General features: G+C 46.6%; 22 protein-coding genes and 7 tRNA genes. 10 read left to right on the top strand and 19 right to left on the bottom strand.

All coding sequences use genetic code 11. The features are described from left to right. Positions 1–281 precede the first annotated feature (281 nt). The 4 genes from ACO1PK_RS11010 to ACO1PK_RS10995 all read left to right on the top strand — a co-directional run bounded on the left by ACO1PK_RS11010 (position 282) and on the right by ACO1PK_RS10995 (position 670). Positions 282–358: transfer RNA gene (locus ACO1PK_RS11010), tRNA-Met, on the top strand. A 17-nt stretch (positions 359–375) separates the two neighbouring features. Beyond that, a tRNA-Leu gene (locus ACO1PK_RS11005) sits at positions 376–460 on the top strand. A gap of 33 nt (positions 461–493) precedes the next feature. Beyond that, positions 494–568 (top strand) — tRNA-Gln (locus ACO1PK_RS11000). Between the two features lie 27 nt (positions 569–595). Next, positions 596–670, top strand: a tRNA-Gln gene (locus ACO1PK_RS10995). A 462-nt stretch (positions 671–1,132) separates the two neighbouring features. On the opposite strand, the gene ACO1PK_RS10990 is transcribed toward ACO1PK_RS10995, so the two are convergent. Further along, positions 1,133–2,302, bottom strand: a complete 1,170-nt coding sequence (locus ACO1PK_RS10990; RefSeq protein ID WP_423185676.1) for an FAD-dependent monooxygenase — start codon at positions 2,300–2,302, stop codon at positions 1,133–1,135. A gap of 295 nt (positions 2,303–2,597) precedes the next feature. Here ACO1PK_RS10990 and aguB point away from each other — a divergent pair, with 295 nt between their 5' ends. The 3 genes from aguB to ppiC are packed head-to-tail and all read left to right on the top strand — an operon-like array spanning position 2,598 to position 4,896. Beyond that, positions 2,598–3,488 (top strand): N-carbamoylputrescine amidase, encoded by an 891-nt coding sequence (gene aguB / locus ACO1PK_RS10985; protein ID WP_423188204.1) that lies wholly within the window; start codon positions 2,598–2,600, stop codon positions 3,486–3,488. Beyond that, positions 3,485–4,597 (top strand): agmatine deiminase, encoded by a 1,113-nt coding sequence (gene aguA, locus ACO1PK_RS10980; RefSeq protein WP_423185675.1) that lies wholly within the window; start codon positions 3,485–3,487, stop codon positions 4,595–4,597. The genes aguB and aguA overlap by 4 nt, the downstream gene beginning before the upstream one ends. Before the next feature lie 20 nt (positions 4,598–4,617). Continuing rightward, positions 4,618–4,896, top strand: a complete 279-nt coding sequence (ppiC, locus tag ACO1PK_RS10975) for a peptidylprolyl isomerase PpiC (protein WP_189431246.1) — start codon at positions 4,618–4,620, stop codon at positions 4,894–4,896. An 89-nt stretch (positions 4,897–4,985) separates the two neighbouring features. Here the strand turns inward: ppiC and ACO1PK_RS10970 are convergent, their stop codons facing one another. Continuing rightward, complete coding sequence (locus ACO1PK_RS10970) at positions 4,986–6,260, bottom strand: DEAD/DEAH box helicase (protein WP_423185674.1); 1,275 nt, start codon at positions 6,258–6,260, stop codon at positions 4,986–4,988. A 123-nt stretch (positions 6,261–6,383) separates the two neighbouring features. Between ACO1PK_RS10970 and ACO1PK_RS10965 the strand changes: the two genes are divergently transcribed. Both ACO1PK_RS10965 and ACO1PK_RS10960 read left to right on the top strand, forming a co-directional pair. After that, complete coding sequence (locus ACO1PK_RS10965; RefSeq protein WP_423185673.1) at positions 6,384–6,635, top strand: GIY-YIG nuclease family protein; 252 nt, start codon at positions 6,384–6,386, stop codon at positions 6,633–6,635. Then, positions 6,617–7,525, top strand: a complete 909-nt coding sequence (locus ACO1PK_RS10960; protein WP_423185672.1) for an AEC family transporter — start codon at positions 6,617–6,619, stop codon at positions 7,523–7,525. The genes ACO1PK_RS10965 and ACO1PK_RS10960 overlap by 19 nt, the downstream gene beginning before the upstream one ends. 19 nt (positions 7,526–7,544) lie before the next feature. Here the strand turns inward: ACO1PK_RS10960 and pbp4b are convergent, their stop codons facing one another. Both pbp4b and tyrS read right to left on the bottom strand, forming a co-directional pair. Next, positions 7,545–9,191, bottom strand: a complete 1,647-nt coding sequence (pbp4b, locus tag ACO1PK_RS10955; RefSeq protein WP_423185671.1) for a penicillin binding protein PBP4B — start codon at positions 9,189–9,191, stop codon at positions 7,545–7,547. A 100-nt stretch (positions 9,192–9,291) separates the two neighbouring features. After that, positions 9,292–10,494 carry a tyrosine--tRNA ligase gene (tyrS, locus tag ACO1PK_RS10950; protein ID WP_423185670.1) on the bottom strand — a complete coding sequence of 401 codons (1,203 nt, stop codon included), beginning with the start codon at positions 10,492–10,494 and terminating at the stop codon, positions 9,292–9,294. A 146-nt stretch (positions 10,495–10,640) separates the two neighbouring features. Between tyrS and ACO1PK_RS10945 the strand changes: the two genes are divergently transcribed. Beyond that, positions 10,641–12,002, top strand: coding sequence for a peptidoglycan DD-metalloendopeptidase family protein (locus ACO1PK_RS10945; RefSeq protein ID WP_423185669.1), 1,362 nt, complete (start codon positions 10,641–10,643; stop codon positions 12,000–12,002). Between the two features lie 99 nt (positions 12,003–12,101). On the opposite strand, the gene ACO1PK_RS10940 is transcribed toward ACO1PK_RS10945, so the two are convergent. The 15 genes from ACO1PK_RS10940 to ACO1PK_RS10870 all read right to left on the bottom strand — a co-directional run bounded on the left by ACO1PK_RS10940 (position 12,102) and on the right by ACO1PK_RS10870 (position 26,070). After that, the gene (locus tag ACO1PK_RS10940) at positions 12,102–13,232 is read right to left on the bottom strand and encodes a sodium ion-translocating decarboxylase subunit beta (RefSeq protein WP_423185668.1); all 1,131 of its coding nucleotides are present in this window, start codon (positions 13,230–13,232) and stop codon (positions 12,102–12,104) included. A gap of 28 nt (positions 13,233–13,260) precedes the next feature. Next, positions 13,261–15,042: a sodium-extruding oxaloacetate decarboxylase subunit alpha gene (oadA, locus tag ACO1PK_RS10935; protein ID WP_423185667.1), complete on the bottom strand. Its 1,782-nt coding sequence runs from the start codon at positions 15,040–15,042 to the stop codon at positions 13,261–13,263. Between the two features lie 21 nt (positions 15,043–15,063). After that, complete coding sequence (locus ACO1PK_RS10930; protein WP_423185666.1) at positions 15,064–15,303, bottom strand: oxaloacetate decarboxylase subunit gamma; 240 nt, start codon at positions 15,301–15,303, stop codon at positions 15,064–15,066. Between the two features lie 297 nt (positions 15,304–15,600). After that, positions 15,601–16,173: a PqiC family protein gene (locus ACO1PK_RS10925; protein WP_423185665.1), complete on the bottom strand. Its 573-nt coding sequence runs from the start codon at positions 16,171–16,173 to the stop codon at positions 15,601–15,603. Beyond that, a complete protein-coding gene (gene pqiB / locus ACO1PK_RS10920; RefSeq protein ID WP_423185664.1) occupies positions 16,170–17,843 on the bottom strand; it encodes an intermembrane transport protein PqiB in 1,674 nt (557 codons plus the stop codon). Before pqiB ends, ACO1PK_RS10925 begins: the two co-directional genes overlap by 4 nt. Continuing rightward, positions 17,840–19,132: a PqiA/YebS family transporter subunit gene (locus ACO1PK_RS10915; protein WP_423185663.1), complete on the bottom strand. Its 1,293-nt coding sequence runs from the start codon at positions 19,130–19,132 to the stop codon at positions 17,840–17,842. Before ACO1PK_RS10915 ends, pqiB begins: the two co-directional genes overlap by 4 nt. Before the next feature lie 155 nt (positions 19,133–19,287). Beyond that, on the bottom strand, positions 19,288–19,956 hold the full coding sequence (locus ACO1PK_RS10910; protein WP_423185662.1) for a hypothetical protein: 669 nt from the start codon (positions 19,954–19,956) through the stop codon (positions 19,288–19,290). 80 nt (positions 19,957–20,036) lie between these two features. Beyond that, entirely contained in the window at positions 20,037–20,252 is a 216-nt protein-coding gene (locus ACO1PK_RS10905; RefSeq protein ID WP_423185661.1) for a hypothetical protein, read from the bottom strand. A 1,154-nt stretch (positions 20,253–21,406) separates the two neighbouring features. Then, a tRNA-Arg gene (locus ACO1PK_RS10900) sits at positions 21,407–21,483 on the bottom strand. Positions 21,484–21,570: 87 nt separating this feature from the next. Beyond that, a tRNA-Arg gene (locus tag ACO1PK_RS10895) sits at positions 21,571–21,647 on the bottom strand. 10 nt (positions 21,648–21,657) lie between these two features. Continuing rightward, positions 21,658–21,747, bottom strand: a tRNA-Ser gene (locus ACO1PK_RS10890). 163 nt (positions 21,748–21,910) lie between these two features. Further along, the gene (gene csrA, locus ACO1PK_RS10885) at positions 21,911–22,111 is read right to left on the bottom strand and encodes a carbon storage regulator CsrA (protein ID WP_423185660.1); all 201 of its coding nucleotides are present in this window, start codon (positions 22,109–22,111) and stop codon (positions 21,911–21,913) included. A 124-nt stretch (positions 22,112–22,235) separates the two neighbouring features. Continuing rightward, a complete protein-coding gene (gene alaS / locus ACO1PK_RS10880; protein ID WP_423188203.1) occupies positions 22,236–24,851 on the bottom strand; it encodes an alanine--tRNA ligase in 2,616 nt (871 codons plus the stop codon). 29 nt (positions 24,852–24,880) lie between these two features. After that, on the bottom strand, positions 24,881–25,330 hold the full coding sequence (locus ACO1PK_RS10875; RefSeq protein ID WP_423185659.1) for a regulatory protein RecX: 450 nt from the start codon (positions 25,328–25,330) through the stop codon (positions 24,881–24,883). Then, positions 25,327–26,070, bottom strand: coding sequence for a hypothetical protein (locus ACO1PK_RS10870; protein ID WP_423185658.1), 744 nt, complete (start codon positions 26,068–26,070; stop codon positions 25,327–25,329). The genes ACO1PK_RS10875 and ACO1PK_RS10870 overlap by 4 nt, the downstream gene beginning before the upstream one ends. Between the last annotated feature and the right edge of the window lie 8 nt (positions 26,071–26,078).

The raw sequence follows: 26,078 nt of genomic DNA, 5'->3' as shown, positions 1-26,078 counted from the left end.
TCTATTTAAAAAAGCCGAACCATAGTGTTCGGCTTTTTTGTTTCTGTGCTAGCAAAAATAAGCCAACTAGCGTTGTGAGCATCATTGCCACGGCCTGCTGAAAACAGAGGTCATTTAGACAGCTTTAACAATGTTCTGACTAGGATTTGCCGCAAAAAGTCGCAGTGCTGGATATAAATTCGGCAAACAAACCACTGCAACGTAATTATCGCAAAAAAACGGTTGACGCTAATAAGTCAGATCAGCATAATACGCGCCACTTGCTTAGGACAAGTTACAGTGGCTACATAGCTCAGCTGGTTAGAGCACAGCACTCATAATGCTGGGGTCGCAGGTTCGATTCCCGCTGTAGCCACCACTTAATTGACCTTGCATGCGGGAATGGCGGAATTGGTAGACGCACTGGATTTAGGTTCCAGCGCCGCGAGGCGTGAGAGTTCGAGTCTCTCTTTCCGCACCATAAGGTGCACACTAAGTAAGTAGAAGTTTCTGCAGGGGCGTAGCCAAGCGGTAAGGCAGCGGGTTTTGATCCCGCCATGCGTTGGTTCGAATCCAGCCGCCCCTGCCATTAACTCACGATTTAAAGCTTCCTAGTAGGGGCGTAGCCAAGCGGTAAGGCAGCGGGTTTTGATCCCGCCATGCGTTGGTTCGAATCCAGCCGCCCCTGCCATTATTCAGAAAACCCGACCTCGCGTCGGGTTTTCGCTTTTCATCTATTAGAAAATTAAACATCATAATCGAGTTCGAAGCATCCGGTGGCTAAACGCGCCGTACAACTTTGTCGGGGCACGCTGTGAACCCATCCCTGGGCGCTGCTGTTTTTCATCCCTGAAAAACACCTCCCCGAGCAAAGTGCACTATGCGTTTACCACCTCGTTTAACTACAGATGAGCTTTTACGATTTTTGTGAGTTCACTGATGCAGCTAGGCAGCGAGCCGATATTGCTAAACAAAGCGTGTCCGGCATGGATGCCGGACAGGAGCCCCCATGGAAGGGTTCACGGCGTCTTTGTGTGCAATATCGGCTGCAAGCAGCCTGGCGGTTTAGCTAAATAGATCTAAGAAAAAACGATGATTAACATGACTAACCAACTTAAAGCGCTGAACAAATCTAATTGCTAGGAATGTTAACTCAAAACACCCCATTCCCTACTGCATATTGAGTCAGCAGCCGCTTCGCCATGCCCGCATTGGCCGCTAACCGCAACCCCTGCTGCCGGATAAAACTCAGTGCATCCGAGTCACGGCTAAAGGTTTGATAAATGACATCCATCGCCCCCATCATTAAACTATTTTGCAGCTTACGCTGCCGCTGATACTCCAGTAAACTCGCACTATCGGCCAGATCGCGTCCGGCCTCTAGATTCGCCGTAAGCTGTGCAACTAACAGCATCGCATCGGCAAAGCCTAAATTAACGCCCTGCCCTGCCAGCGGGTTAATGGTATGGGCCGCATCACCAGCCAGCACTATTCGTCCTTTCACGTATTGCTGCGCTTGCATCCGTGCTAACGGAAACCAAGCAGACCCTTTTAACTTCACCGCACCTAATTCGTCTGGGAAGGCGGCAATAAAAGCCCGCTCTAATGCCGCCGGCGCGAGTTGTGCGAGTTGTTTTACTTTTGCGGCTTCGTCATACCACACTAACGAAGCCTGAGCACCGGGTAGCGGCAGAAACGCTCTGGGGCCTGACGGGTAAAACTGCTGCCAGGTAATCTCTTGTTGCGGATAAGGTGTATCGACGTAAGCCACCAAACAGGCTTGCTGATATTGCCAGCCCTGCGTGCCTATACCGGCTAATTGCCTAACAACAGACTGCGCACCGTCCGCGCCAATCACTAATTTCGCCGTGAGAACGCGTTTATCACTCAGCGTAACACTGACCACACTGTCGCTTTGTTGTAATGCCACAATCTGGGTGTCTGTTATAACCTGTACCTGCTCGTTAAACTGCTGCCAAAGCGCCAGCTGCACCAAATTGTTTTCAACAATATGCCCCAAATGCGGCTCAGCAATCTCATTGGCAGCAAAACGCACCGCTGCTTTGCCTTCACCGGCTTGCAAATACTGATAGGGACACAGTCGCATCTGTTGTAAATGTTGCCAAGCGCCTAACGCCGCTAACCAGCGTTCAGAACGTAAGTTTAGTGAGGATACACGCAGATCAATGGCGCTATCCGCGTTAAAAGGCACAGGTTGCTGTTTCTCTAACACTGTTACCGCTAAGCCAGCTTGGGATAAGGCAACCGCTAACGCCGCCCCCACCATGCCACCACCACTGATGATCACATCGGTGTCATACATCTATGTTTTCCTCTCTTCACCTGCAAAACACACGAGATCCCGCCGTGTTAGGCGGTGCAGATCATAAATTGGCAGGTAATTTCTGGTAAATTTTGCTAAGGTTAACAACAATTTTGCCGCGCGCAAAACAGCCAGATCAAATAACCGTAAAAAATATTGACGGCTGCTGTAAAATACGGCATTTTGCGCGCCCTGTTATACTGTACAAATACGGTGCCAGGTCAAAGATAGCTTAACTTTCTCAGCTATATTTGCCTTACACTGACTCCCTATTGAAAAACTGAATTGGAGATGGCTGATGCGTAATGTAACCGTCGCTGCTACCCAGATGATTGGTGGCTGGAATGTTGAAGAAAATATTGCCCGGGCAGATAAGCTGGTGCGTGAAGCCGCAGCACAAGGTGCGCAGATTATCCTGATCCAAGAGCTGTTTGAACGTAACTACTTTTGCCAAAAGCAAAAGCCAGAGTATTTAGACTTTGCCGTACCGGTGTCTGAAAATGCCGCCGTTAAGCATTTTGCCAAGGTTGCCAAAGAACTGGCTGTAGTATTACCGATCAGTATTTATGAGCGCGCTGGTAATTGCCTGTATAACACTGTCGTGATGCTAGATGCCGATGGCAGCAACATGGGAATTTACCGTAAGAGCCATATCCCTGATGGCCCAGGCTATAGCGAAAAATACTATTTCACGCCGGGCGATACCGGTTTTAAAGTGTGGGATACCCGTTATGCCAAAGTGGGCGTCGGTATTTGTTGGGATCAGTGGTTCCCAGAATGTGCTCGCAGTATGGCGTTAATGGGCGCTGAGTTGATTTTCTATCCAACCGCTATCGGCAGTGAGCCGCATGATGCCACCATTAGCTCACGCGATCACTGGCAGCGCACCCAGCAAGGCCATGCCGCTGCTAACTTAACGCCGGTTATCGTGTCTAACCGCATTGGTACCGAAACCGAAGGCGACTTCTCTATTACCTTCTATGGTAGCTCTTTTATTGCTGATCATACCGGTGCCAAAGTGCAAGAAGCGAACGAAACTGACGAAGCGGTGTTAGTACATACCTTTGACTTAGACGAAGTGGCTGCTACCCGCCGTGCTTGGGGTGTTTTCCGCGATCGCCGTATCGATATCTACGATACGCTACTGACCAAAGATGGCAAAGTTAACCCGGAGAACAGCAAGTGAGCCAAACCCTAACCTCAACGCCCAAGCAAGACGGATTTAGCATGCCGCCCGAGTGGGCACCGCATAAGCAGACTTGGATGGTTTGGCCAGAGCGCACCGACAGCTGGCGCTTAGGCGCTAAGCCAGCGCAAGCGGCTTTTGTTACCGTTATTAAAGCCATTTCCGGTTTTGAACCGGTCTCTGTTGGTGTATCCGCCGCGCAGTATGCCAATGCCTATGCGCAGCTGACTGCAGCAGAAACCAAATTTCCAATTCGGGTAGTAGAAATCTCCAATAACGATGCGTGGTGCCGTGATACCGGCCCGACCTTTGTTACCAATGGCCAAGGTGAAGTGCGAGGCGTTGATTGGACCTTTAATGCTTGGGGCGGCTTAAATGGCGGCTTATATTTCCCGTGGGATCGCGATGATCAAGTCGCCAGCAAGATTTTAGGCATAGAGCAGCTGCCGCGCTATCGTACGGAAGGCTTTGTACTGGAAGGTGGCGCTATCCATGTTGATGGTGAAGGCACCCTGCTGACCACGGCAGAGTGTTTGCTAAATGCTAACCGCAATCCGCATTTAAGCCGTGAAGAGATTGAAGCCATGCTGCGCGAGCACCTGGCCATTGAAAAAGTGCTGTGGTTAGAAGACGGCATCTTTAACGATGAAACCGATGGGCATGTTGATAATATGGCGTGCTTTGTCAAACCCGGTGAAGTGCTGTTAGCTTGGACTGATGATCAGAACGATCCGCAATATGCCCGCAGCAAAGCGGCCTTAGATTATTTAGAAGCCAGTACCGATGCCAAAGGTCGCAAAATCAAAGTGCATAAACTGCCAGTACCTGCGCCTATCATTGCCAAAGCCGAAGAATATGCCACTGTTGATCAATCAATGGCTGCTATTCCACGCGAAGCCAATGCCCGTTTAGCTGGCTCTTACATTAATTTTTATTTATGTAATGGCGGTTTAATTCTGCCGACCTTTGATGATCCGAATGATAAAGTGGCCGCAGAGATCCTGCAGCAACTGTTTCCAGCGCATCAAGTGGTTACGGTACCAGGACGGGAAATATTGCTGGGTGGCGGCAATATTCACTGTATTACCCAACAACAACCTTTAGCGTAACATCAATAATAGGATTCACCATGGCCAAAGCCTGCGCCTTACACATTTTGGTAAAAACCAAAGAGCAAGCAGATAAGCTAAAACTGCAACTGCAAAAAGGCGCCGACTTTGGCAAGTTAGCTAAGCAACACTCGCTCTGTCCGTCGGGTAAAAAAGGCGGTGATTTAGGGGAGTTTCGCAAAGGCCAGATGGTTAAACCCTTTGACGATGCGGTCTTTAAAGGCCCGGTATTAGAAATTCTCGGGCCAGTAAAAACCCAGTTTGGTTTTCATTTAATTAAAACGCTGTATCGCAACTAATTAGCAAACCACACGAGTAAGTAAAGCCGCGCTATCAAACGCGGCTAAGCGCGGCTTTCTCTTCCAAAACGCAAGGCTTTGCAAAAATGCTAAGCCTTGCCCAAGGCCTTAGCCCGTAGTTTCGCTTTTAACTTACCAGTGGATTGCCGTTTCGCAGGCCCATCTTGCCGCCCTGACGGTCTTTGTCCAGGAGTGCGCGCCACTTTCTCGTTTACTGGCTGAAAACTGGGATCATGTTCATAGCCAGGCAAAATTTGCGTGGGTAACACCTGCTGCGTTAACTTCTCAATATCTTGTAAGGCACCTAATTCATCTGGGCCAACAAGTGTTACCGCTTCGCCACTTAACCCCGCCCTACCAGTGCGACCAATCCGATGCACATAATCTTCCGCAATTTGCGGTAAATCGTAGTTCACCACATAAGGCAGCTCGGTAATATCTAAACCACGGGCGGCAATGTCAGTCGCAACCAATACCCTTACTTTGCCTTGTTTAAACTCATCTAAGGCACGCTGCCGGGCGCCCTGCGCTTTATCGCCATGAATAGCTGCAGTGGTTAAACCGTCTTTTTGTAGTTGCTTAGCGAGGCGATCGGCACCATGCTTGGTGCGGACAAAAATCAATACCTGCTGCCAATTACGGGCACCTATCACATGCGAGATAAGCTCCCGCTTACGATGCCGATCGACTAAATACACCTGCTGGCTAACCCGATCCGCCGTGGCGTTAGCGGCAGCCACTTCAATTAACACGGGCTTATTTAATAAGGCATCGGCTAACTGTTTAATTTCTTTGGAATAGGTGGCTGAAAATAATAAGGTCTGCCGTTTTTCCGGCAGTTTCGCCATAATCCGCTTGATATCGACAATAAAGCCCATATCCAACATCCGGTCGGCTTCATCCAGAACTAATACCTCAAGCTGACTCAGATCTACCGTCTCTTGATGTAAATGATCAATTAACCGCCCTGGCGTTGCCACCAGAATATCTAATCCCAGCTCAGCCGCATCGTATTGTGGCCGGATCGACACACCGCCATAAAATACCGCACTCTTTACCGGTAAATGGCGGCTATAGGTTTGCACACTTTCAAAAACCTGTTGCGCCAGTTCGCGAGTGGGGGTTAATACTAATACCCGCACTTGCGCCTTGTTTAAGACTTTAGGCGCATTGAGCAGTTGCTGCAGCAGTGGTAGGGTAAAAGCGGCGGTTTTGCCGGTGCCCGTTTGTGCACCTGCTAACACATCTTTACCGCTTAAAATCTGCGGAATGCTTTGTTGTTGTACCGGCGTTGGGCTAACATAGCCTTGCTCAGCTAAGACACGTAAAATAGGCTCAGCCAGAGCCAAGGATTGAAACGACATGGTTATTTCCAAAAGATCTGTATCAAAAACATCGAATAATGCGCAATTATAGCAGATACGCCTGCTACAAGATATTCTGGTACTTTTTGCAAGCCTATGACTAATCAAACATGGTTTCTTTATATGATTCGAACGGCTAGCGGTCAACTCTATACTGGCATCAGTGTCAACCCAGAGCGGCGTTTGCGTCAACACAAGGGTGAACTAAAAGGTGGCGCTAAAGCGCTGCGTGGCAAAGGCCCACTCACCTTGGTTTTCCAACACACTTATGTCGACCGTGCCAGTGCCAGCAAAGCCGAGTATCAGCTTAAACAACTCAGTAAAGCCGCGAAAGAGCAGCTAATTAGCGAGCAATCATGGAAAACTTCTACCTAGTACTAGCCTATCTGGTGATCGGCATGTTGTTAAGACGACTGCCTGCTATGCCAGAAAACAGCGGCTTAGCCTTAAATATCTATGTACTGTACGTTGCCTTACCCGCGTTGATTTTAAAAAATATCAAACTGTTGGAATTTTCGTATGCGTTACTGATCCCTGCCGTAACACCTTGGCTATTATTAGTGGTGGTGGTCGCTAGCGTGTTTGCGCTGAGTAAAGTCTTTAACTGGTCACGCGAAGTGACGGGGGCCCTGCTGATTGTGTTGCCCTTGGGAAATACCTCCTTTTTAGGCTTTCCCATGACCGAAGCCTTATTTGGACAAAGCGCTATGCCCTATGCTGTGGTCTATGATCAGGTAGGGTCTTTTATTGCGCTGGCGACTTATGTCACCATTGTCGCCGCTATTTACAGCCCCAGTATGAGCAAACCGACACCCAAAAGTATTTTATTGAAAATTATTACCTTCCCTTCTTTTATTGCATTAATGACCGGTTTACTGATTAGAGACTTGGCCTTCCCGCCATTAGCCACTAACTTAATTAATAATTTAGCCGCAACCTTAGTACCAGTGGTGATGATAGCGGTAGGTTTTCAACTTAGTTTTCGCTTTAGTAAAAACGAGGTATCGCCTTTAATCAGTGCTCTTGGCATTAAATTACTGCTGATGCCCTTTGCCGCATGGGCGATTTGGACCACGCTGGGGCAAACCGGAATAGCCGTACAAATCAGTATTTTTCAGGCGGCTATGCCGCCCATGATCTCTGCGGGGGCTATCGCAATTATGGCAGGTCTTGCGCCACGCTTGGTCAGCGGCATTATTGGTTTGGGTATTTTGGCAGGGCTGATCACGCTACCTGTGGTTTTTTGGTTATTACAACGCATTTAGCCATGCACTAAACACAGGCTTATAACGCTGCCAAGGCTGCATAGATTAACGTCAGAATTGAGCCATAACGGCCCGTTTCAAAACGATCTCCCATAAAATCATCACCCTGACTGTCGGCTAAAATGGGGCTATGCTTTTTATTTGTCAGTAAAACCACTATTAACTGCTTAGCGGGATCAATCACCGTGGCTGTGCCCGTCCAACCGGTGTGGCCATAGGCATAATCACTGGCATAAGCACCAAAATGCCAAGCGAGTTCCCCCCCAACAGCAAGGCGCCAGCCTAGGCCGTAACTTGGATTATAAAGCGACGGGCGGGTAAATTGCTGCAGTGTGCTTTGCTGAAAAAATTGTTGCCAGCCATAGCCACCGCCTTGCAATGCCACTGCCATTAATTTTGCTAAATCGGCCGCTGAGCTAAATAACCCCGCATGACCAGCTACCCCCTGAAATGCATAAAAAGCATTCTCATCATGCACTTCGCCCCAAACCACTTCCTGACGTATCGACGGAAAGGTGATCCTACCGGCTCGGCTATTGCCAGCGAGTTCCGTGGCGGCTAGCTGACTTTTAGCCATACCTTTTGCTAAGGGGTTAAACATGGTCTGCTGCAAGCCTAACACCTGATAAAACTGTTGCTCTACATAGGTATCCAACGGCTGGCCAACCAAGCGCTCCACCAGCATGCCCAGCAACATAAAGTGAATATCGCTGTATACCGCCTGTGGTACTTTGGCAGGTGCAAATGGGACCTGAGTTACAATACGCTGCTCTACAGCTGACTTGCTTTGCGCAAAAAACGCTTTGCCATAGCGCTGATCTGGCCGAAAGAAAGGCAAGGCTGCAGGTGCCCCTGCCGTATTGTAAAGTAAATCGCGCACTTTAATTTGCTCACGCCCTGCGCCTTGAAACTCGGGAAGGTAATGCTGAATAGGCAAGTTAATATTCAGTTTGCCCGTACTGACGAGGTGCATTAAAGCATAGTTAGTTGCATACATTTTGCTGTTAGAGGCGAGATCAAACAGCGTATCTGGCTGCATGGCAACAGGAGATAGGAGCGGTTGGCCATGCTGATCATAACGCTTAGCATAACCATAGGCGCTATGTTTAATAATGATGCCGTCCTTCGCCACCAGTAAGACGGCACCAGGAAAACCCTGTGCCACCTCAGTTAGGATCAGCTCATCCACTTTGGCAAAGGCGGCGCTATAGCGCGTTAAATCTTCCCTTAAGGTTGGAAATGGCAAGCTCAAGCTTACCCTGGCCTCAACCGGCTTGATATCGACTAACTGCAGGTAATTGTCACCGTTTGTCGTAAACGCGGCTAAATCTAACTTAAAGGGTTGACCATCTGCAGAGCGGCTTACTCGCAGCGTCTGTTGGTTAACCTTAAGCACTATCTCGTGCGCTTGCTGCATATCGATCAGTAATTCGCCTTGACCAGCATAGGCTAAAAAACGACGGCGATTGTTTAAGGCTTGACGCGCGCTGCGCTGCTCTGGCCAGTGCAGCTGTAACTGCCCTTGACCATTGGTGAACGCGGCGTGTTCAGCTTGAGTGAGGGAGGAAATCTTTAGCGGCACAGGTTCAACCCGTGTATTCGTATTCTGGGCGCAAGCGGATAACAACAGCGCGCTCAGCAGGACGATCACCCTTTGTAACGGCATACGGTTTACCTCGCGCTGCTTAATCCTTATTGCGCCAGCTACCCTGCTACACCTAGTCAATCCTTGTCTTAGCAGGGTATGGCGGGAACTTTGTCGCCCCTTAGTTAAGCGTCACTTTAGCAAATTTACGTTTACCGACTTGGTAAATGTGCGTCGTTCCTTTGGCAATTTCTAGCTTCGGATCATCGACTTTTGCATCGCCATTTAATTTCACCGCACCTTGCTTAATCATCCGAATGGCTTCAGAAGTACTCTCTACCAAGGCGGCCTCTTTTAACAGGTTGGCGATAGGCATGCTTTCACCCGCACAATTCAGGCTAATTGCTGCAATCTCATCAGGTAAGGCATTTTTACTAAAGCGCTGTGTAAAGTCTTCATGTGCAGCCTCGGCTGCAGCCTCATCATGGAAACGGGCAATAATTTCTTTAGCCAGCGCAATTTTTACATCACGCGGGTTAGTGCCGTTTTGCACGTCCAGCTTTAATTGCTGGATCTCGCTAACAGGGCGGAAACTCAATAAATCATAGTAACGCCACATCAGATCATCAGAGATCGACATGATTTTACCAAACATCTCATTTGGCGTATCGGTAATACCAACGTAATTACCTAAAGATTTTGACATCTTTTGCACACCGTCTAAGCCCTCCAGTAGAGGTACCATCATCACGGTTTGCGGGCGCATGCCTTCTTCTTTTTGTAGCTCACGGCCCATTAGCAAGTTAAAGCGCTGATCGGTTCCGCCCATCTCGACATCGGCTTCGAGCGCCACCGAATCCCAGCCTTGCACCAGCGGGTATAAAAATTCGTGAATAGAAATAGACTGGTTATTGGCAAAACGCTTTTTAAAATCGTCACGTTCCAGCATTCGCGCCACGGTTTGCCGTGAGGCCAGCTTAATCATGCCAGCAGCGCCTAGCTCGCCCATCCACTCAGAGTTAAACGCGACGCGCGTTTTCGCCGGGTCAAGAATTTTAAACACTTGCTCTTTATAGGTCTCGGCATTCGCCAACACATCTTCACGACTTAATGGCTTACGGGTGACATTTTTACCACTAGGATCGCCAATCATGCCGGTAAAATCACCGATCAGGAAGATAACCTCATGACCAAGTTGTTGGAACGCACGCAGCTTGTTGATCAGAACGGTATGACCTAAATGCAAATCAGGTGCGGTAGGATCAAAGCCCGCCTTGATTTTTAAAGGCTTGCCTTCTTTTAACTTGGCAATTAGCTCTTCTTCGAGCAGAATTTCCTCGTAACCGCGCTTTAATTCCGCTAATGCCTGCGCCCAATCGGCCATGTTTAACTCCTGACAATAGATAGTTTTGCTTACAGAACAGCCATTCTATAGCATGTTCCGGCAGGGGGAAACGCACAAAAGTCTGGTATCTCCGAAAAAAACGGTATATGCTCGCTTTTTGTGCACTTTTAGATAGTCTTTGCTGTATGCCCCATTTTGTTGCTCAACTGCCTTCTCGTCATCGCCTACTTATTTTGTTGGTATCGCTTTTTATTGCGGTGATTCTGTTACTGCCCTCAGAACAAGCCTCTGCTTCAAGGGCGAATGAAAGCAATGCCTTGGAAGTGGGTAAACGTTACACTGTTCCACTCGATTTACCCACTGAAGCGCCGATTACAGTATTGCCAGAGCTTGATGAAAGCCTTGACGATCTGCCTCTAGCTGCATTTGGGCTTACTTGGACCGTACTTGAAGTACAAACGGGGGACATTTTAGCGTCGTTATTTCGCAAAGCCGGTGTTAACCAGCAAACCATGCAACAGATTTTGGATTTGGGCAAATCAACCCGCACCTTAACTCGGTTGTTTCCTGGCGAAAAATTAGAATTTGGTTTGGATGAGCAAGGGCAATTACAACAATTACGCTACGCTGTAGATCGTTTAACCACGCTGGAGATCAGCCGACAAGCAGATGGGCGTTTTCAGGTTGCTGAAGTAAAAAAAACGATTGAAGCGCGCCAGCAATTTGCCACCGCTAAGATCCGCAGCAGCTTTTGGGCTGCCGGTTTAAACGCCGGACTTAGTGAAGCACAAATTATGTTACTCGCCGGTATTTTTGGCTGGGATATTGATTTTGCTTTAGATATTCGTGCGGGTGATAGCTTTAGTGTGATCTTTAATGCTGAGTATGTCGATGGCGAATATCTAGGTCGTGGCCAGATTATCGCTGCGCAATTTAGCAATCAGGGGCAAGTTTACCAAGCTATCCGCCATACGGATGGCAATTATTATAAACCTGATGGCGAGAGCATGCGTCAGGCTTTTTTAAGAGCGCCGGTGAGTTTTCAATATGTTAGCTCTAACTTTAACCCACGCCGCTTGCATCCGGTTTTAGGCACGGTCCGTGCCCATAACGGCACCGATTATGTTGCGCCTGTCGGCACTCCTATTATGGCCGCAGGAGATGGTCGTGTTACCCACTCGGCTTATAACAGCGTCAATGGCCATTATGTGTTTATCCAACATGCCAATAATATTGTCACGAAATATCTGCACTTATCCAAAAGGGATGTTAAAAGTGGCGATAGAGTGCGGCAAGGGCAAACCATTGGCCGCTTAGGCGCAACAGGCAGAGTAACGGGCGCGCATTTGCATTACGAATTTTTGCAAAATGGCGTACATCGTAATCCGCGTACTGTGAAATTACCGCAGGCAACGCCACTGGGCGGTGCCGAACGCCAGGCTTTTTTACAGCAAGCCAATGTGGTGTTGGCGCAATTACAAAGCCAACAACAAGCTTATCTCGCGCAGCAATCTCATCATAATGCAGCACAAACCGAGGCAAACTAGGTGAAAGCATAACAAAAAGCTGCTAGAAATTGCCTTAAAGTACTACGAAGGCCGCCAATAAAAAAAGGTGCCGCAGCACCTTTTTTTATTGGCAGCAAGTTAGCCTACTAGTGCTAATAAGATCCCCGCCGCAACTGCCGAACCGATAACGCCGGCAACATTCGGACCCATAGCATGCATTAATAAGAAGTTATGCGGATCCGCTTCTAAACCAAGCTTATTCGATACCCTAGCCGCCATGGGCACTGCAGAAACGCCTGCAGAACCAATTAAGGGGTTAATCGGCTGTGTAGAGAACTTACTCATTAATTTCGCCATTAAAATACCCGCTGCAGTACCTATGGCAAAAGCCACCATGCCAAGCACGAGAATACCGAGCGTTTGCGTGGTTAAAAACAACTCTGCACTTAACCGCGAACCAACCGCTAAGCCCAAAAAGATAGTGACAATATTGATTAACTCATTTTGTACTGTTTTACTTAGACGGTCGACTACACCACACTCTTTCATCAAATTACCTAAGCAAAACATTCCAATTAATGGCGCTGCTGTGGGTAATAATAAAATAGTCAGTAACAATAACAGCAATGGAAAGACGATCTTTTCACGCTTACTGACTACGCGTAGTTGCGTCATCTGAATTTTACGTTCTTTTTCAGTCGTTAAAGCACGCATTATCGGTGGTTGGATCAACGGCACCAACGCCATATAGGAGTATGCCGCGACCGCAATGGCCCCCAACAAATCTGGCGCTAAGCGTGATGCCAGAAAAATAGCGGTTGGACCATCAGCCCCACCGATAATGGCAATAGCAGAAGCTTCTTTTAACGTAAAACTTAAACCGGGTATCCAGTTAAGGGCAATAGCACCAAACATGGTAGCAAAGATGCCAAATTGTGCTGCAGCACCTAAAAACAGCATGCGCGGATTGGCAATCAGGGCACCAAAGTCGGTCATAGCGCCAACACCGAGGAAAATCAGCAGTGGGAATAAACCGGAGGCAATGCCTAAATCATAAAACAGATAAAGAATACCCCCAGGCTCCCCCATACCGGCAAGTGGAATATTGGTTAAAATCGCACCAAAACCTATTGGCAGTAATAATAAAGGTTCAAAACCTCGGGCAATCGCCAGATAAAGTAAGCCTACCCCAACCAGCATCATAACCACCTGGCCTAGTGTAAAATGCACCAAGCCAGTTGAAGCAATTAGCGTCTGAATCGCGTCCATCAGAAATCCTTGTTATCACCCGCCTGGGTTAATCGAAACTAATCAGCACATCACCGGTGGTGACAGTATCACCAGCGGCCACATGAATTTTGGCAACGATACCATCCGACACCGCTCGCACTTCCGTTTCCATCTTCATGGCTTCCATAATGATCACCACATCACCGCGCTTAACACTCGCGCCGGGCTTGGTCACAATTTTCCAGATATTACCGGCTAAAGGCGCATTTAAGGTGGCACTGCCGGTAACCGAAGCGCTGCCTGGAATATTTTCTGATACCACTGGCTTCACACTGCTTAATTCGCCGGTTGGTGCGACCTCGACTTCATAAACTTTACCATCGACTCTGACACTGTAGGCAGCAGGACCAGTTTGACTTACCGCGGCTTTGACTGTGGGGGTATCAGGTTGCTCTATTACAACGCCAGGTGCTGGCTCAAAGGCAGCGGGATTATTGCGATTTTTCAGGAATTTCAAACCCACTTGCGGAAATAATGCATAGGTTAAAACGTCATCCACAGTGTCAGCGGCAAGATCGATATGTTCAGTTTGCGCCAGCTCAGTGAGCTCTGCAGTTAACTTTGCCATTTCAGGCGTTAACACATCAGCTGGACGACAAGTAATCGCCGTGCCTCCTGCCAGCACTTTTTGCTGTAACTCCGCGTTAACGGGGGCAGGTGTGGCACCATATTCCCCTTTCAGTACACCGGCCGTTTCTTTGGTAATACTTTTATAACGCTCTCCTGTTAAGATATTTAATACGGCTTGAGTGCCAACAATTTGCGATGTCGGGGTCACTAGGGGAATAAATCCCAGATCCTCGCGCACTCGTGGGATCTCTTTTAGTACTTCATCAAGTTTATCCAAAGCCCCCTGCTCTTTTAGCTGACTTTCCATATTGGTCAACATGCCACCAGGGACTTGTGCTAACAATATTCGGGCATCAACCCCTTTTAATGAACCTTCAAACTGGGCGTATTTTTTCCGCACATCACGAAAGTAAGCCGCAATATCCGCTAACAGTTCCATATTTAGCCCTGTATCACGTTCAGTACCTTCGGTAATTGCCACTAACGTCTCTGTAGCACTATGACCATAGGTCATACTCATCGAAGAGATCGCCGTATCGAGCATATCAATACCGGCATCTACCGCTTTCTGATAGGTAGCGGTACTTAATCCTGTCGTCGCATGACATTGCATCGCCAAAGGAATCTTCACTGCCTCTTTAATACGGGTAACTAACTCTTCACAATCATAGGGTTTCAATAAACCGGCCATATCTTTGATACAAATAGAGTCGCAACCCATATCTTCTAACTGCCGAGCCATATTGACCCACATATCTACGCCGTGAACGGGACTTACGGTATAAGAAATGGTGCCCTGAGCGTGAGCCCCTACTTTAATGGCGGCCTGCACTGCAGTTTGTAAGTTGCGGATATCGTTCATCGCATCAAAAATGCGGAAAACGTCAACACCGTTATCGTGTGCCCGCTCGACAAAACGCGTGACGACATCGTCAGCATAATGCCGATAACCCAGCAAATTCTGACCACGCAGCAACATTTGTTGCTTGGTGTTGGGCATGGCCTTTTTTAATTCTCGAATACGATGCCAAGGATCTTCACCTAAATAGCGAATACAGGCATCAAAGGTTGCGCCACCCCATGATTCCACTGACCAATAGCCAACTTTATCCAGCTTACTGGCTATCGGTAACATATCCTCTAAGCGTAAGCGTGTAGCCAACAAAGATTGATGTGCATCACGCAACACCAATTCGGTTAATAATAAGGGCTTCGTCATGCCAATATCCTCTTGGTCAGTTTATTGTTTTTGGCGGTATTGATGTACTGCAGCACTAATGGCCGCAATAATCGCTGGAGAGACATTATCTGAAACCGTTTCCGTGCTGCTGGTTTTATCCTGCACTTTAACGGGGAAAAAACGTTGGATCGTCTTACTCATTAATTGCAAAAGTAAAACTAGTACAAATAAGAACGCAAAAACGCTCACCATACCGATGAACATTAAAGCCGCGGCTTCTAACAGTAAGTCTGCAACCATCAATATTTCTCCATAAATGCTACCGGGCACGTTAGCAACTAAACAGCACCCCGCCGGACAGCACACGTAAGTTTATTTTTACAGTATGGCGCAAAGCAGCCATCCACGAAAATAAATTCCAGTGATGTTTAGTATTGATATTTGTATACGAATTGCGCTAGACAAGCAACCATAAAGACATTTAAATTTCTAGCCGTCTAAATGGGTGTGATTGGATAAGTGCTGCAGTAAAAATGGCTAAAGCTGTGACTGTTTTAAACAACACAGCTTACTGATCTAAAAAGCTTTGGCTAAGTGCTACTCTTTTTCCGTTTGGTCGGCAGTTAAAGCCATCACCAAATCTTGCAATAGCTGCTGCCACCCCTGACTAAGCGCTTGCACCATAGCGGGGTAACCATCGTCAGCTAAAGCAACCTGATAAGCAAAAGGGGTGCTGGTAACGGTGCCTATTGAGCTAAGCGTATAGTAACCACTTACGGTGGCTTGCCCCTGTTCATCGGCATAAAACCGATGAATATCCAACTGTAGAGTCCGAGCACCCGGAGTGTTAAAGGCGGTGATAGTCTGGTTGGGGAGCGCTAACAATAGATACTCGAGTAGCTGCCGTTGTAATTGCTGTTCTAACGCATCAGCCCATAAATGCTGGCGTGCAACATTAAACTCCACCGCCGATTGCCGTAACACCAACCCACTGCCATTTAAATAATTGGCCACCTTGATGGGCGCTACGGTAAGAGGTTGTTGTATTTCATTATTTACCTGCAAGGGCGTTTTCGTAACCAACTGATAATAGCGAATATCATTAGTAGGGCTACTACAACCCACCAAACAAACTAACAAGGTGCAAGAGACTATCGCGGTAAGTTTCATTCTTTAGCTTTCCTTGGCTCAGGATCGGCATTATCACTGGCATTAATTAACAGCGCATTACTTTGCTGATTGAGTAGCTTTAATACGGGTTGCAGTTCACGTAATACTTGATCGAGCATTTGCAAATTGTTATTGGCGCGATCATATGCGACAGAGCCTGGGCTAATACCCGCTAAAGCCCGACGAATCTCGGCTAAACTTTGCTGTATGTCGCTGGGCAATTGCTGCAATTCCGGTTTAGCAACTAACTGCTGCAAACTGTTAATCAGCACTTCGCTCCGTTCAAGTAATTGCTCTGTCGCGGCCAAGGTAGTTTGGCCCTGAGCCAAAAAGGGCTCTAGCTGCAGATTATTAATCTTATCTAAGGCGGTAAGGACTTTCTGTTCAATATTACTTAAGCCACTTCGCGCGGAAGGTAAGCTCGGATACCCCGCCTGCTGACTTAGCAAAACCTGCTCAGAATAAAGTTGCTGCAGCTTAGCATCCACTAAAAGATCGCTGTTGATATCCAAATCGACATAAAGCGAACCCGTCAGTAAATTGCCCGTCTTTAAGATAGCATGTAAACCACGCTGTATGGCGAGGTCTAACTCTTGCCCTAGTTGCGCTAAACTCAGATTTTCATATAAACGTCCCGCCTCGACGCGAATTAACACCGGTATGCCCTGATTTAAAGACACTTCGAAAGGCTTCTCCATCGCAAAGAAAAAAGGCACACTGGTGACGGTTCCTACGCGTACGCCGCGATATTCTACTGGCGCTCCCGCTTTTAAACCGCGTACCGATTCGTCAAAGAAAACCAAATATTCAACAAATTGATGATACATCCCCTCTTGAATGCTTTGCCGATCAGGAAATAACTGATACTCAGCACCACTTTTGGCAGCCGAGCCCGCTGGCCAACCATCCATCACATCAAAACTGACACCACCACTCAGCAAGGTCGCGGCCGAGCCAATATCAACAGCTAAACCTTCTGCTGAGAAATCGATAGAAACGCCACTACTTAACCAAAATCTGACATTTTCTGTCACTAGGGCATCATAAGGCTGTCGGATATATAACTGGTAATGTGTGCGACGTTCGGTTAAGTCAAAATCACTGCTTTCCACAGTCCCTACTTCATAGCCTCGGTATAACACCGGATCACCCACCGCTAAGCCGCTGGTGTCAGACGTTTGTAAACGAACACGAACCCCAGGCGCATCTGCCGGTGCGACGGGTGGAGTATTTAAGAGCGGATGGGTTAACCGAATATAGGTTGAATCACCGGGTTGCAGTTCAATATAGGCCCCAGAGAGTAAGGTATTTAACCCCGTCACGCCACCACGGCCAATTTGCGGTTTCACCACCCAAAATTGCGAGTCTTCGTTTAATAGTGGCGTCACATTCGGTTTCATTCGCGCTTTGATCATGACCTGATTAAGATCTTTGCTCAGTTCTACCGACACCACCTGCCCCACATCGACACTACGATTTTTAATTTGGGTTTTGCCGGCAATGATACCTTCAGCATCCTCAGCAATTAACAGCAACATTTCGCCTTGCTGCTGAAAATGGTTAAACAGCATCCAAGCCCCTATCAATAATGCGGCAATCGGCACGATCCAAATCGGTGACCATTGCCGAATGTGCTTGATCTTGGCTTGTGGTAACTGCGCTTCTGTCACACTTCCTCTCCTTGTTGCCTCTGCTGATCCCACAGTAAACGCGGGTCAAAACAGATGGCTGCTAACATTGTTATCACGACCACCGCGGCAAATACCAGCGCGCCAACACCTGGAAAAACACTCATCAGTAAATCGAAACGCACCAGTGTGGCCAAAATAGCGACGACGAGCACATCGACCATAGACCAGCGTCCAACCCAATCTACCAATAAATAAAGTTGGCTACTAAACTTACCTTTCGTACGTCTTGGCTGTTGTGTTTGATAACACAGCCAAAACATCACAAGGATTTTTAACACCGGGATTATGACACTGGCTAAGAGAATCACCAATGCCACTGGGTACTCGCCATCCTGCCACATCAGCAAAAAACCGCTGATAATCGTTGAGTCGGTGATATTGCCAAACGACACAGTACGCATAATAGGCAATAAATTAGCTGGTATATACAAAATACAAGCCGCAAACAACAACGCTAGGGTCTTCTGCAAGCTAGCTGGGACTCTGGGATACACTCGGCTAGCACAACGCGGACAATGGCTTTCGGTCATGGCCACAACAGCCGTACAACAAGCGCAAAGTTTTAACTGTTGTGCTAACCCACTTTGCCCCGCAACCGCCTGCACTTTAGGCTTGGGTGCAGGGGCTATTTTCGACCACATTTCATGTCGATCAATCACTTGGAAGGTACGTAAATGTAATAAACAAAACAGACAAAAGGCCCAAAAACTTAAGCCCAAGGAGATATCGGTATTCGCCACTAGCTTAACAAAACTGATTAACAGCCCCATTAAAAAGATATCCACCATACTCCAAGGCTTGAGCATAAAAAGCACTCGAGCCACCCAAATCCGTGCGGGTAATTTAACTAGCATACCTAATTTGAGATAAATTACCGCACACATACAAAAAGCCGGTACTGCCTGAATAAATAACCAAACCAGTATCGCTAAGGCTTGATGGTATTCGCTAAACAGTACCGTTGCCGTATCAAAAAAGTGCATTTCGCTGCGGTTGCCAGCCACACCCAAGCTGACAAACGGAAAGAGGTTGGTCAGCAGCATCATAAAGAGCGCAGACGCCGCATAAAGTACCGGCCTTAAAATCGGCTGAGGCTGCCTTACATCAAGCTGATGATCACAACGCAGACAATGCGCCTGCTCACCTTCTTGCAGTTGCGGCAAGTGCTGTAACAAATCGCAATGCCGGCATAGCACCAGCTCAGCGTCTTGGGTGGGTGCTGTTGTTGTAAACGGTGTGCTAATGGCTGAGCTATTGGTGGCTAACACAGAATTTCCGAGATAATAAGATCACGGCAGATTGTGTTGTTATAGCATATTTTAGGACGGCTGTGGATACCAATAAGCGCTACGATAAAATAACAACTGCCTCAAGACTAACTAGCTAACTTTTTTTACCTATACTAGACTAATCTAACTAAGTTTTAATCTAAGACTAACTGGGCATTATTATAATTAATCAAAATGCGTAGCTCTTTCACCCCATTAATCTCAACTGGCTGCGTGACAATACTTACTGGCTGCTTAATACTTTCCATCAGATTTTTGTAAAAATCATCTATATCACCCTGTTCTGAATAATCGACAACAGCGGCACAAATTTTATCATTACAACCCATACTTCTCTGTATCACACTGGTAGAAAATTTAGTCGCTTCCTGCAATGAATCACGAAAGTTTTGATCGAATGAGCCGCTCGTTCCTTTACTGGCAAGAGAATAGATTAAGGCATCAAAGTCGGATAATTGAAAAGCCACCTCGGCAGTGGAATAAGACAAACCACCTTCGGAAGCAGCTAAGCTATCCAGAATACTTTCTAAAGGTGAGATTTTTTCTTCCGGAGAGTTGCTATTGCTTAGCGCACTTTCAGAGTATACGTTTGTAGGTGGTTCAACATTAAGCGAATTATCGTTATCGGTGACTAATTGACTAGGCTGATTAATAACAGGTGCTATAGGTTCTGCTGTTTCTGTATAGTTTTTGTCACCATCAGTGACAAAAGCATGACTATTATTTGTGTTATGTATTCGATAGAAAAATACCGAAGTTATCAACACAGCGCATACGAGTATTACTGAATTCACCTTTTTCATAAATGATCTTCCAATGACTAGAATTTTCAAGCTGCTTGCAACCACTAATAACCAATACAAACAGCTAGCTCAGTGCTTATTTATTGAGGCTGTTCAATAATAATTGCATCACGTCTGAGTCTTGCGACTGTCCCAGCACAACAATCTTGTATTGTTGTAGGAGGGCCTAAATCAATACTACAAGTATTAGAGCATTCATATGTTATGCCATTAACTGTAACTTTATCTGCATAACTGGAAGCAGAAAAAAATACTGTTATAGCAGCAAGGCTCAATACGGATAAAGATTTTTTCATAATACGAACTTCCTCTATAATCATCGACAAAAATCAACAAAAAAATATCAAAAAAAAACAGTTTGCAATTTTTATTTAGCTATTTTGAATTATTAATTCAATTGACGCAGATTCTAGATTAGAGCATCCGGTGGCTAAGTTTCACCCACGAGCAAAGTATGCTATACGTTAACTACTTCGTTTGCACCTTACTATTCTTTCACGATCGCTTCGAATCAACCAATGCAGTCAGGCAGCGAGCCGATATTGCTAAACAAAGCGTGTACGGCATGGATGCCGGACAGACAAATTTGCTGGAGCAAATTTGAACAGCTTTAGCTGGCCCGCAGGGCAAACTTCATGGATGAAGTTTGTAACCCCTACAAGGAGGTATTCACGGCGTCTTTGTGTGCAATATCGGCTGTAAGCAGCCTGACGGCTCGACTGAAACGATCTAACAGAAAAAACCTCGAAGCCAGTGGAGAAAATTACTACCCTGCTAAGGGCGTTGCTGCGAGCTTGAATCTGCGGTTTCTTTAACGTTACACAGATTCTAGATTGGTGCATCCGGTGGCTAAACGCGCCGTACAACTTTGTCGGGGCACGCTGTGAACCCATCCATGGGGGCTGTTATAAACTTCATCCTGAAGTTTACCCTGCGGGCCAGCGCAAGCGCTGTTCAAATTCGTTCCTGACGAATTTGTGTTTTTCATCCCTGAAAAACACCTCCCCGAGCAAAGTGTACTATGCGTTTACCACCTCGTTCGATTTCTGTTTAGCCCGATAGCTCACTAATCTAATTTAAGCCCTTGGCTGCGGTAGAATTTTTGTAACAGCAGCAAGGATGCTGCGTAGGCTGAGTGGGCACAGGGATGTGATCCTCGAAGCCGGTGGAGAAAATTACTACCCAGCTAAGGGCGTTACGCCAATCTAAAATCTGCTAAAAGCAAAAACCCGCTAAGGTGATAACCTAAGCGGGTTTCTTCGAATATGGCGGACGCAGGGATTGCAGGCGGCTATCCTGCCGCCTGCCCTTCGGGCCAGCTAAATGCTGTCCCAATTTGCTCCCGGCAAATTGGCCGAACCTAACGGAGGTTCTCACCTCCTGCGTCAGTAGCTTGCAGCAAAAAGCAAAAAACCCGCAAGGTGTTAACCTAAGCGGGTTTCTTCGAATATGGCGGACGCAGGAGGATTCGAACCTCCGACCGCTCGGTTCGTAGCCGAGTACTCTATCCAGCTGAGCTATGCGTCCGGGGTGTTGCTTACTTTATAATTTTCACACTTTTTATAGCACTGTGTTTAGCATTATTGCTGAGTGCTTATCACATCCCATTTCAGATGGCGGACGCAGGAGGATTCGAACCTCCGACCGCTCGGTTCGTAGCCGAGTACTCTATCCAGCTGAGCTATGCGTCCATCTGAAAAATGGCGGAGAAAGAGGGATTCGAACCCTCGATAGAGTTTCCCCTATACACCCTTAGCAGGGGTGCGCCTTCAGCCACTCGGCCATTTCTCCGCACTGTGTTGCGGCGTGTATATTAATGTCTTAGGAAAATAAGTCAAACAATTTTTAAGAACTAAAAGCGCGTTTGCCGACCTTTTAAGCAGATTGTTGGTTATTTAGCTAGAAAAATCAAAAACAGCAAAATAACCACAATGTCTGCCATTAATCGGACAACTTATTCTGTCTCGTTAAAGCTACCGCCGTTAGTATCTTTTTCTGCCTGTATACGCATATAGATTTCTTCACGGTGTACAGAAATATCTTTAGGTGCATTTACGCCAATGCGAACCTGATTACCTTTAACACCTAATACCGTAACGGTAACTTCATCACCAATCATTAGGGTCTCACCAACTCGACGCGTAAGAATTAGCATTCGTTTGCTCCTTTGCCTGTCATTAGCAGTGGTCTGTCACTGCACTATTTATTAGCGCTGTATAATACAACAGCGCAGCTTTAATTGGAAAACTTCCTGTGAAACTAACTATATCGAAATCGCGTTATAGCCGCTCTTTAATATAGTCAATCGCCGCAGTTAATACGCTAGGCAATGCGGTAGCATCAGTTCCGCCCGCCTGAGCCATATCTGGACGACCACCACCTTTACCACCAACTTGGTTTGCTGCCCAAGCAACTAATTGACCTGCATGTACTTTAGCAGTTAAATCAGCACTTACCCCAGCAATTAAGCTAACTTTGTCATCATTTACTGTTGCTAACAAGATAACGGTACTACCCAGCTTATTTTTTAGTTCATCTAACACATTGCGTAACGCTTTCGCATCGGTTTGCTCAAGCTGTTGTACCAATACTTTTACTGCACCAAGCTGTAACACATTATCAGTTAATGAGGCACCTGCAAGACTGGCTAACTTTGCTTTAAGTTGCTCAATTTCTTTTTCCAGCGTTTTACTTCTATCTAATGTTTGTTGCACACGCTCACTTAAACTAAACACATCGCCTTTTAACAGACTTGCCGCTTGCATGGCTTGCTGTTCTAGTTGCTGCACATAGCTAACGGCACCTGCTGCACTAACAGCTTCAATACGTCTTACACCCGAGGCGATACCGCCTTCACTGACAATTTTAAATAAACCTATATCACCTGTACGATCGACATGGGTTCCACCACAGAGTTCAATCGAAAACTCACCCATATTAAGTACACGTACTTCATCGTCGTACTTTTCACCAAATAAGGCCATAGCACCTGCGGCTTTTGCTGCCTCAATGGGCATTACACGCGTTTGCAGCGGTAAATTAAGTTGGATCTGCTGATTGACCAATTGCTCAATTTGCTGCAACTCATTGGCTTTAACCGCTTCAAAATGCGAGAAATCAAAGCGTAAACGCTCAGGCCCTACCAGGGAGCCTTTTTGGGTAACATGCTCTCCTAATACCTGGCGCAAGGCGGCGTGTAACAAATGTGTAGCCGAATGGTTCTTACGAATCGCATTCCGTCTATTGACATCAATTTCTGCCTGAACTTGGTCACCGACACGAATAGTACCTTGCGACTCACCTTGATGCGCAAAGGCTTTAGCAACTTTCAGGGTATCTTGTACCTCGAAAACCGTGCCATCGGCCAAAGTTAAAGTGCCGGTATCACCAACCTGACCACCCGACTCAGCGTAAAACGGGCTTGCATCTAAAATGACTAACCCCGTATCACCAGCGACCAATTCTGATACGTTCTGGCCCTGTTTTAGGATCTCAACCACGACCGCATTACCAAAATGCTCGGTGTAACCAGTAAAGGTTGTTTGATGTGTCGAGGTTAATTGCTGGTTGTAGTCCGTGCCAAAATTACTGGCTTGCTGCGCTCTTTTCCGTTGTTGTGCCATGGCAGTATCAAAGCCGGCTTGATCAATCGTCAGATTACGTTCGCGTGCCACATCATTGGTTAAATCTACTGGAAAGCCATAAGTATCATACAGTTTAAATACTAGCTCACCTGGAATTTCAGTGCCTGTTAATGCGGCTAATTCTTCATCCAGAATTTGCAAACCGCGCTCAAGGGTTTTACCAAACTGCTCTTCTTCCAGTTTTAGGGCTTTTTCGATAATCGCTTGTTTGGTTACCAGCTCAGGATAAGCCTCGCCCATCTGCGCGACCAAAGCCGCAACAAGTTTATAGAAAAAGGCGCCTTGCGCACCCAGCTTATTGCCATGACGTACTGCCCGGCGAATAATACGGCGCAAGACATAACCACGACCTTCATTCGAGGGCATTACGCCATCCGCAATCAGGAAAGCACAGCTACGGATATGATCGGCGACGACGCGTAACGATTTATCATGCAGATCCTTGGCAGCAGTAGCCTCGGCAGCAGCATTAATTAGGGCCACAAAGGTATCTGTTTCATAGTTACTATGCACATGTTGTAAGATGGCCGCAATCCGCTCCAGCCCCATACCCGTATCAACGCTAGGTTTAGGCAATGGTAACATCTCACCACTGGCTAAACGGTTAAATTGCATAAAAACGATGTTCCAAATCTCAATAAAACGGTCGCCGTCTTCTTCAGCAGAACCAGGAGGCCCCCCCCAGATATGCTCACCATGATCATAGAAAATCTCGGTGCAAGGACCGCAAGGTCCGGTATCACCCATCGCCCAGAAGTTGTCAGAGGCATAAGGCGCACCTTTATTATCGCCGATCCGCACAATACGATCAGCTGGTACACCAATCTCATTTAGCCAAATGTTGTAAGCTTCATCATCAGTTGCATACACGGTAACCAATAACTTACTTTTCGGTAGCTTAACCACGTCGGTTAAAAACTCCCAAGCATAGCGAATAGCATCCTGTTTAAAGTAATCACCAAAGCTGAAATTACCCAGCATTTCAAAAAACGTATGATGCCGAGCGGTATAGCCAACATTTTCTAAGTCATTATGTTTACCACCTGCACGAACACAGCGTTGTGCTGAAACGGCACGACTGTAACTACGCTGATCTTGGCCTAAAAATACATCTTTAAATTGCACCATGCCCGCATTGGTAAATAATAACGTGGCATCATTGCCTGGGATCAGCGAGCTGCTGGAAACGATACTGTGATCTTTGCTAGCAAAGAAGTCTAAAAAGGCTTGCCGGATCGCGGCAGATGTCATGCTCATGAAAAATCCTGTTTATTTATCGGTTAATCATTCTGGTCGAACACCGCACGGATTTGCTCACTGCTAAAACCGCGGCGTTGCAAATAAGCCATACGTTTTACTTTGTCTTGATAATCCGCTATCGCTTTATCAGCATACTTTTTTTGATATGCTTGCTTAGCTAATTGCCACCAATCGATGGCTTCGGCTGCGATAACGGCTGCTAATTGTTGTTCAGTTAACTGATGCTGGCGACACTCTTGCAAAATATAACGGTAACCATAGCCTTGCTGGCAACGATTTCGTACTATCATTAGCAAAAAACGCTCTTCATTCAGATAGTTTTGCTCATGGCACCAATTGAGTACCGCTGCTATATCAGACGCTGTCGCGCCTTTTTGCTTTAATTTTGTAGCCAGCGCTGCCCGACTGTAATCGCGGCGGCTTAAATAGTTTAGCGCGGCTTTTCTCAGTGTTTGTTGATCTATAATCACACTTCTAACACACCGTCTTGTTGTGGTTTAACTTGCAATGCAAACAGCTCGTTAAACGATAAGAAAAACGCGATATGCAGTACGGGTACTACCACGATTAATCCTAGCAACATAGTGGGTATAGTAAGGGTGATGAGTCCTAGACTCAACAGTCCAAATAACGCTAAAGCGGCCATATTTCGCCAGCATGCCAGAAAACTGGCTTGTAAGATCTTGCTGATACGTTGTTCTTTCAAAAAGTAGGCGATAGCAACAGCGTAGGCAAACAACATAGTGCTTAATAATAAGCCAGCCAATAATAAAATAAGTTGCCAAGCCGTTGCCGGATCTTGCACCCCAGTCTCTTGAGCAAGCTCAATAGCAGCATGTATTTTTTCTCGAAACTGTACTAAAGGCACAGATACTAGAAAATTTACCGACGCAATTAAAATTAAAATGCGCCGTATAGCTGGCTCAGTAAAAGGTTTAAATAACCAATCGATACCAATTTTTTGCTGTTGCTGCACACCTACCACGGCTTTATAAAAACCGGCGGTAAAAAAAGGCGATGCCAACACCGCGACAAAGAGTGTGATGGAATTTAGACTTGCCAGAAAGGTCAAAACGATCGTCAGTAAAATCATTTGAATAAATACGAAAGGATATTGTTTAAAAATTTCCCACGCTTGTTTCAACCATTCAATGGCCGTTGTCGCCTTCACACGCCGAATAATAAGTTTTATCTGAAAAGGGTTGTCCACACTTACTC

The sequence above is a fragment of the Alishewanella sp. d11 genome, from assembly GCF_049390205.1.
GTDB lineage: Bacteria > Pseudomonadota > Gammaproteobacteria > Enterobacterales > Alteromonadaceae > Alishewanella.
The sequence above is the reverse complement of the archived record's forward strand: the minus strand, read 5'-3'. Positions and strand labels throughout refer to the sequence as shown.

Excerpts from the sequence above, each read along its gene's own strand:
- pbp4b (WP_423185671.1), bottom strand. The coding sequence starts at position 9,191 with ATGCCGTTACAAAGGGTGATCGTCCTGCTGAGCGCGCTGTTGTTATCC.
- ACO1PK_RS10945 (WP_423185669.1), top strand. The coding sequence starts at position 10,641 with ATGCCCCATTTTGTTGCTCAACTGCCTTCTCGTCATCGCCTACTTATT.
- tyrS (WP_423185670.1), bottom strand. The coding sequence starts at position 10,494 with ATGGCCGATTGGGCGCAGGCATTAGCGGAATTAAAGCGCGGTTACGAG.
- csrA (WP_423185660.1), bottom strand. The coding sequence starts at position 22,111 with ATGCTAATTCTTACGCGTCGAGTTGGTGAGACCCTAATGATTGGTGAT.
- ACO1PK_RS10990 (WP_423185676.1), bottom strand. The coding sequence starts at position 2,302 with ATGTATGACACCGATGTGATCATCAGTGGTGGTGGCATGGTGGGGGCG.
- ppiC (WP_189431246.1), top strand. The coding sequence starts at position 4,618 with ATGGCCAAAGCCTGCGCCTTACACATTTTGGTAAAAACCAAAGAGCAA.
- ACO1PK_RS10965 (WP_423185673.1), top strand. The coding sequence starts at position 6,384 with ATGATTCGAACGGCTAGCGGTCAACTCTATACTGGCATCAGTGTCAAC.
- alaS (WP_423188203.1), bottom strand. The coding sequence starts at position 24,851 with ATGACATCTGCCGCGATCCGGCAAGCCTTTTTAGACTTCTTTGCTAGC.
- oadA (WP_423185667.1), bottom strand. The coding sequence starts at position 15,042 with ATGACGAAGCCCTTATTATTAACCGAATTGGTGTTGCGTGATGCACAT.
- ACO1PK_RS10905 (WP_423185661.1), bottom strand. The coding sequence starts at position 20,252 with ATGAAAAAATCTTTATCCGTATTGAGCCTTGCTGCTATAACAGTATTT.
- ACO1PK_RS10930 (WP_423185666.1), bottom strand. The coding sequence starts at position 15,303 with ATGGTTGCAGACTTACTGTTAGAAGCCGCGGCTTTAATGTTCATCGGT.
- ACO1PK_RS10925 (WP_423185665.1), bottom strand. The coding sequence starts at position 16,173 with ATGAAACTTACCGCGATAGTCTCTTGCACCTTGTTAGTTTGTTTGGTG.
- ACO1PK_RS10970 (WP_423185674.1), bottom strand. The coding sequence starts at position 6,260 with ATGTCGTTTCAATCCTTGGCTCTGGCTGAGCCTATTTTACGTGTCTTA.
- ACO1PK_RS10960 (WP_423185672.1), top strand. The coding sequence starts at position 6,617 with ATGGAAAACTTCTACCTAGTACTAGCCTATCTGGTGATCGGCATGTTG.
- ACO1PK_RS10910 (WP_423185662.1), bottom strand. The coding sequence starts at position 19,956 with ATGAAAAAGGTGAATTCAGTAATACTCGTATGCGCTGTGTTGATAACT.
- ACO1PK_RS10940 (WP_423185668.1), bottom strand. The coding sequence starts at position 13,232 with ATGGACGCGATTCAGACGCTAATTGCTTCAACTGGCTTGGTGCATTTT.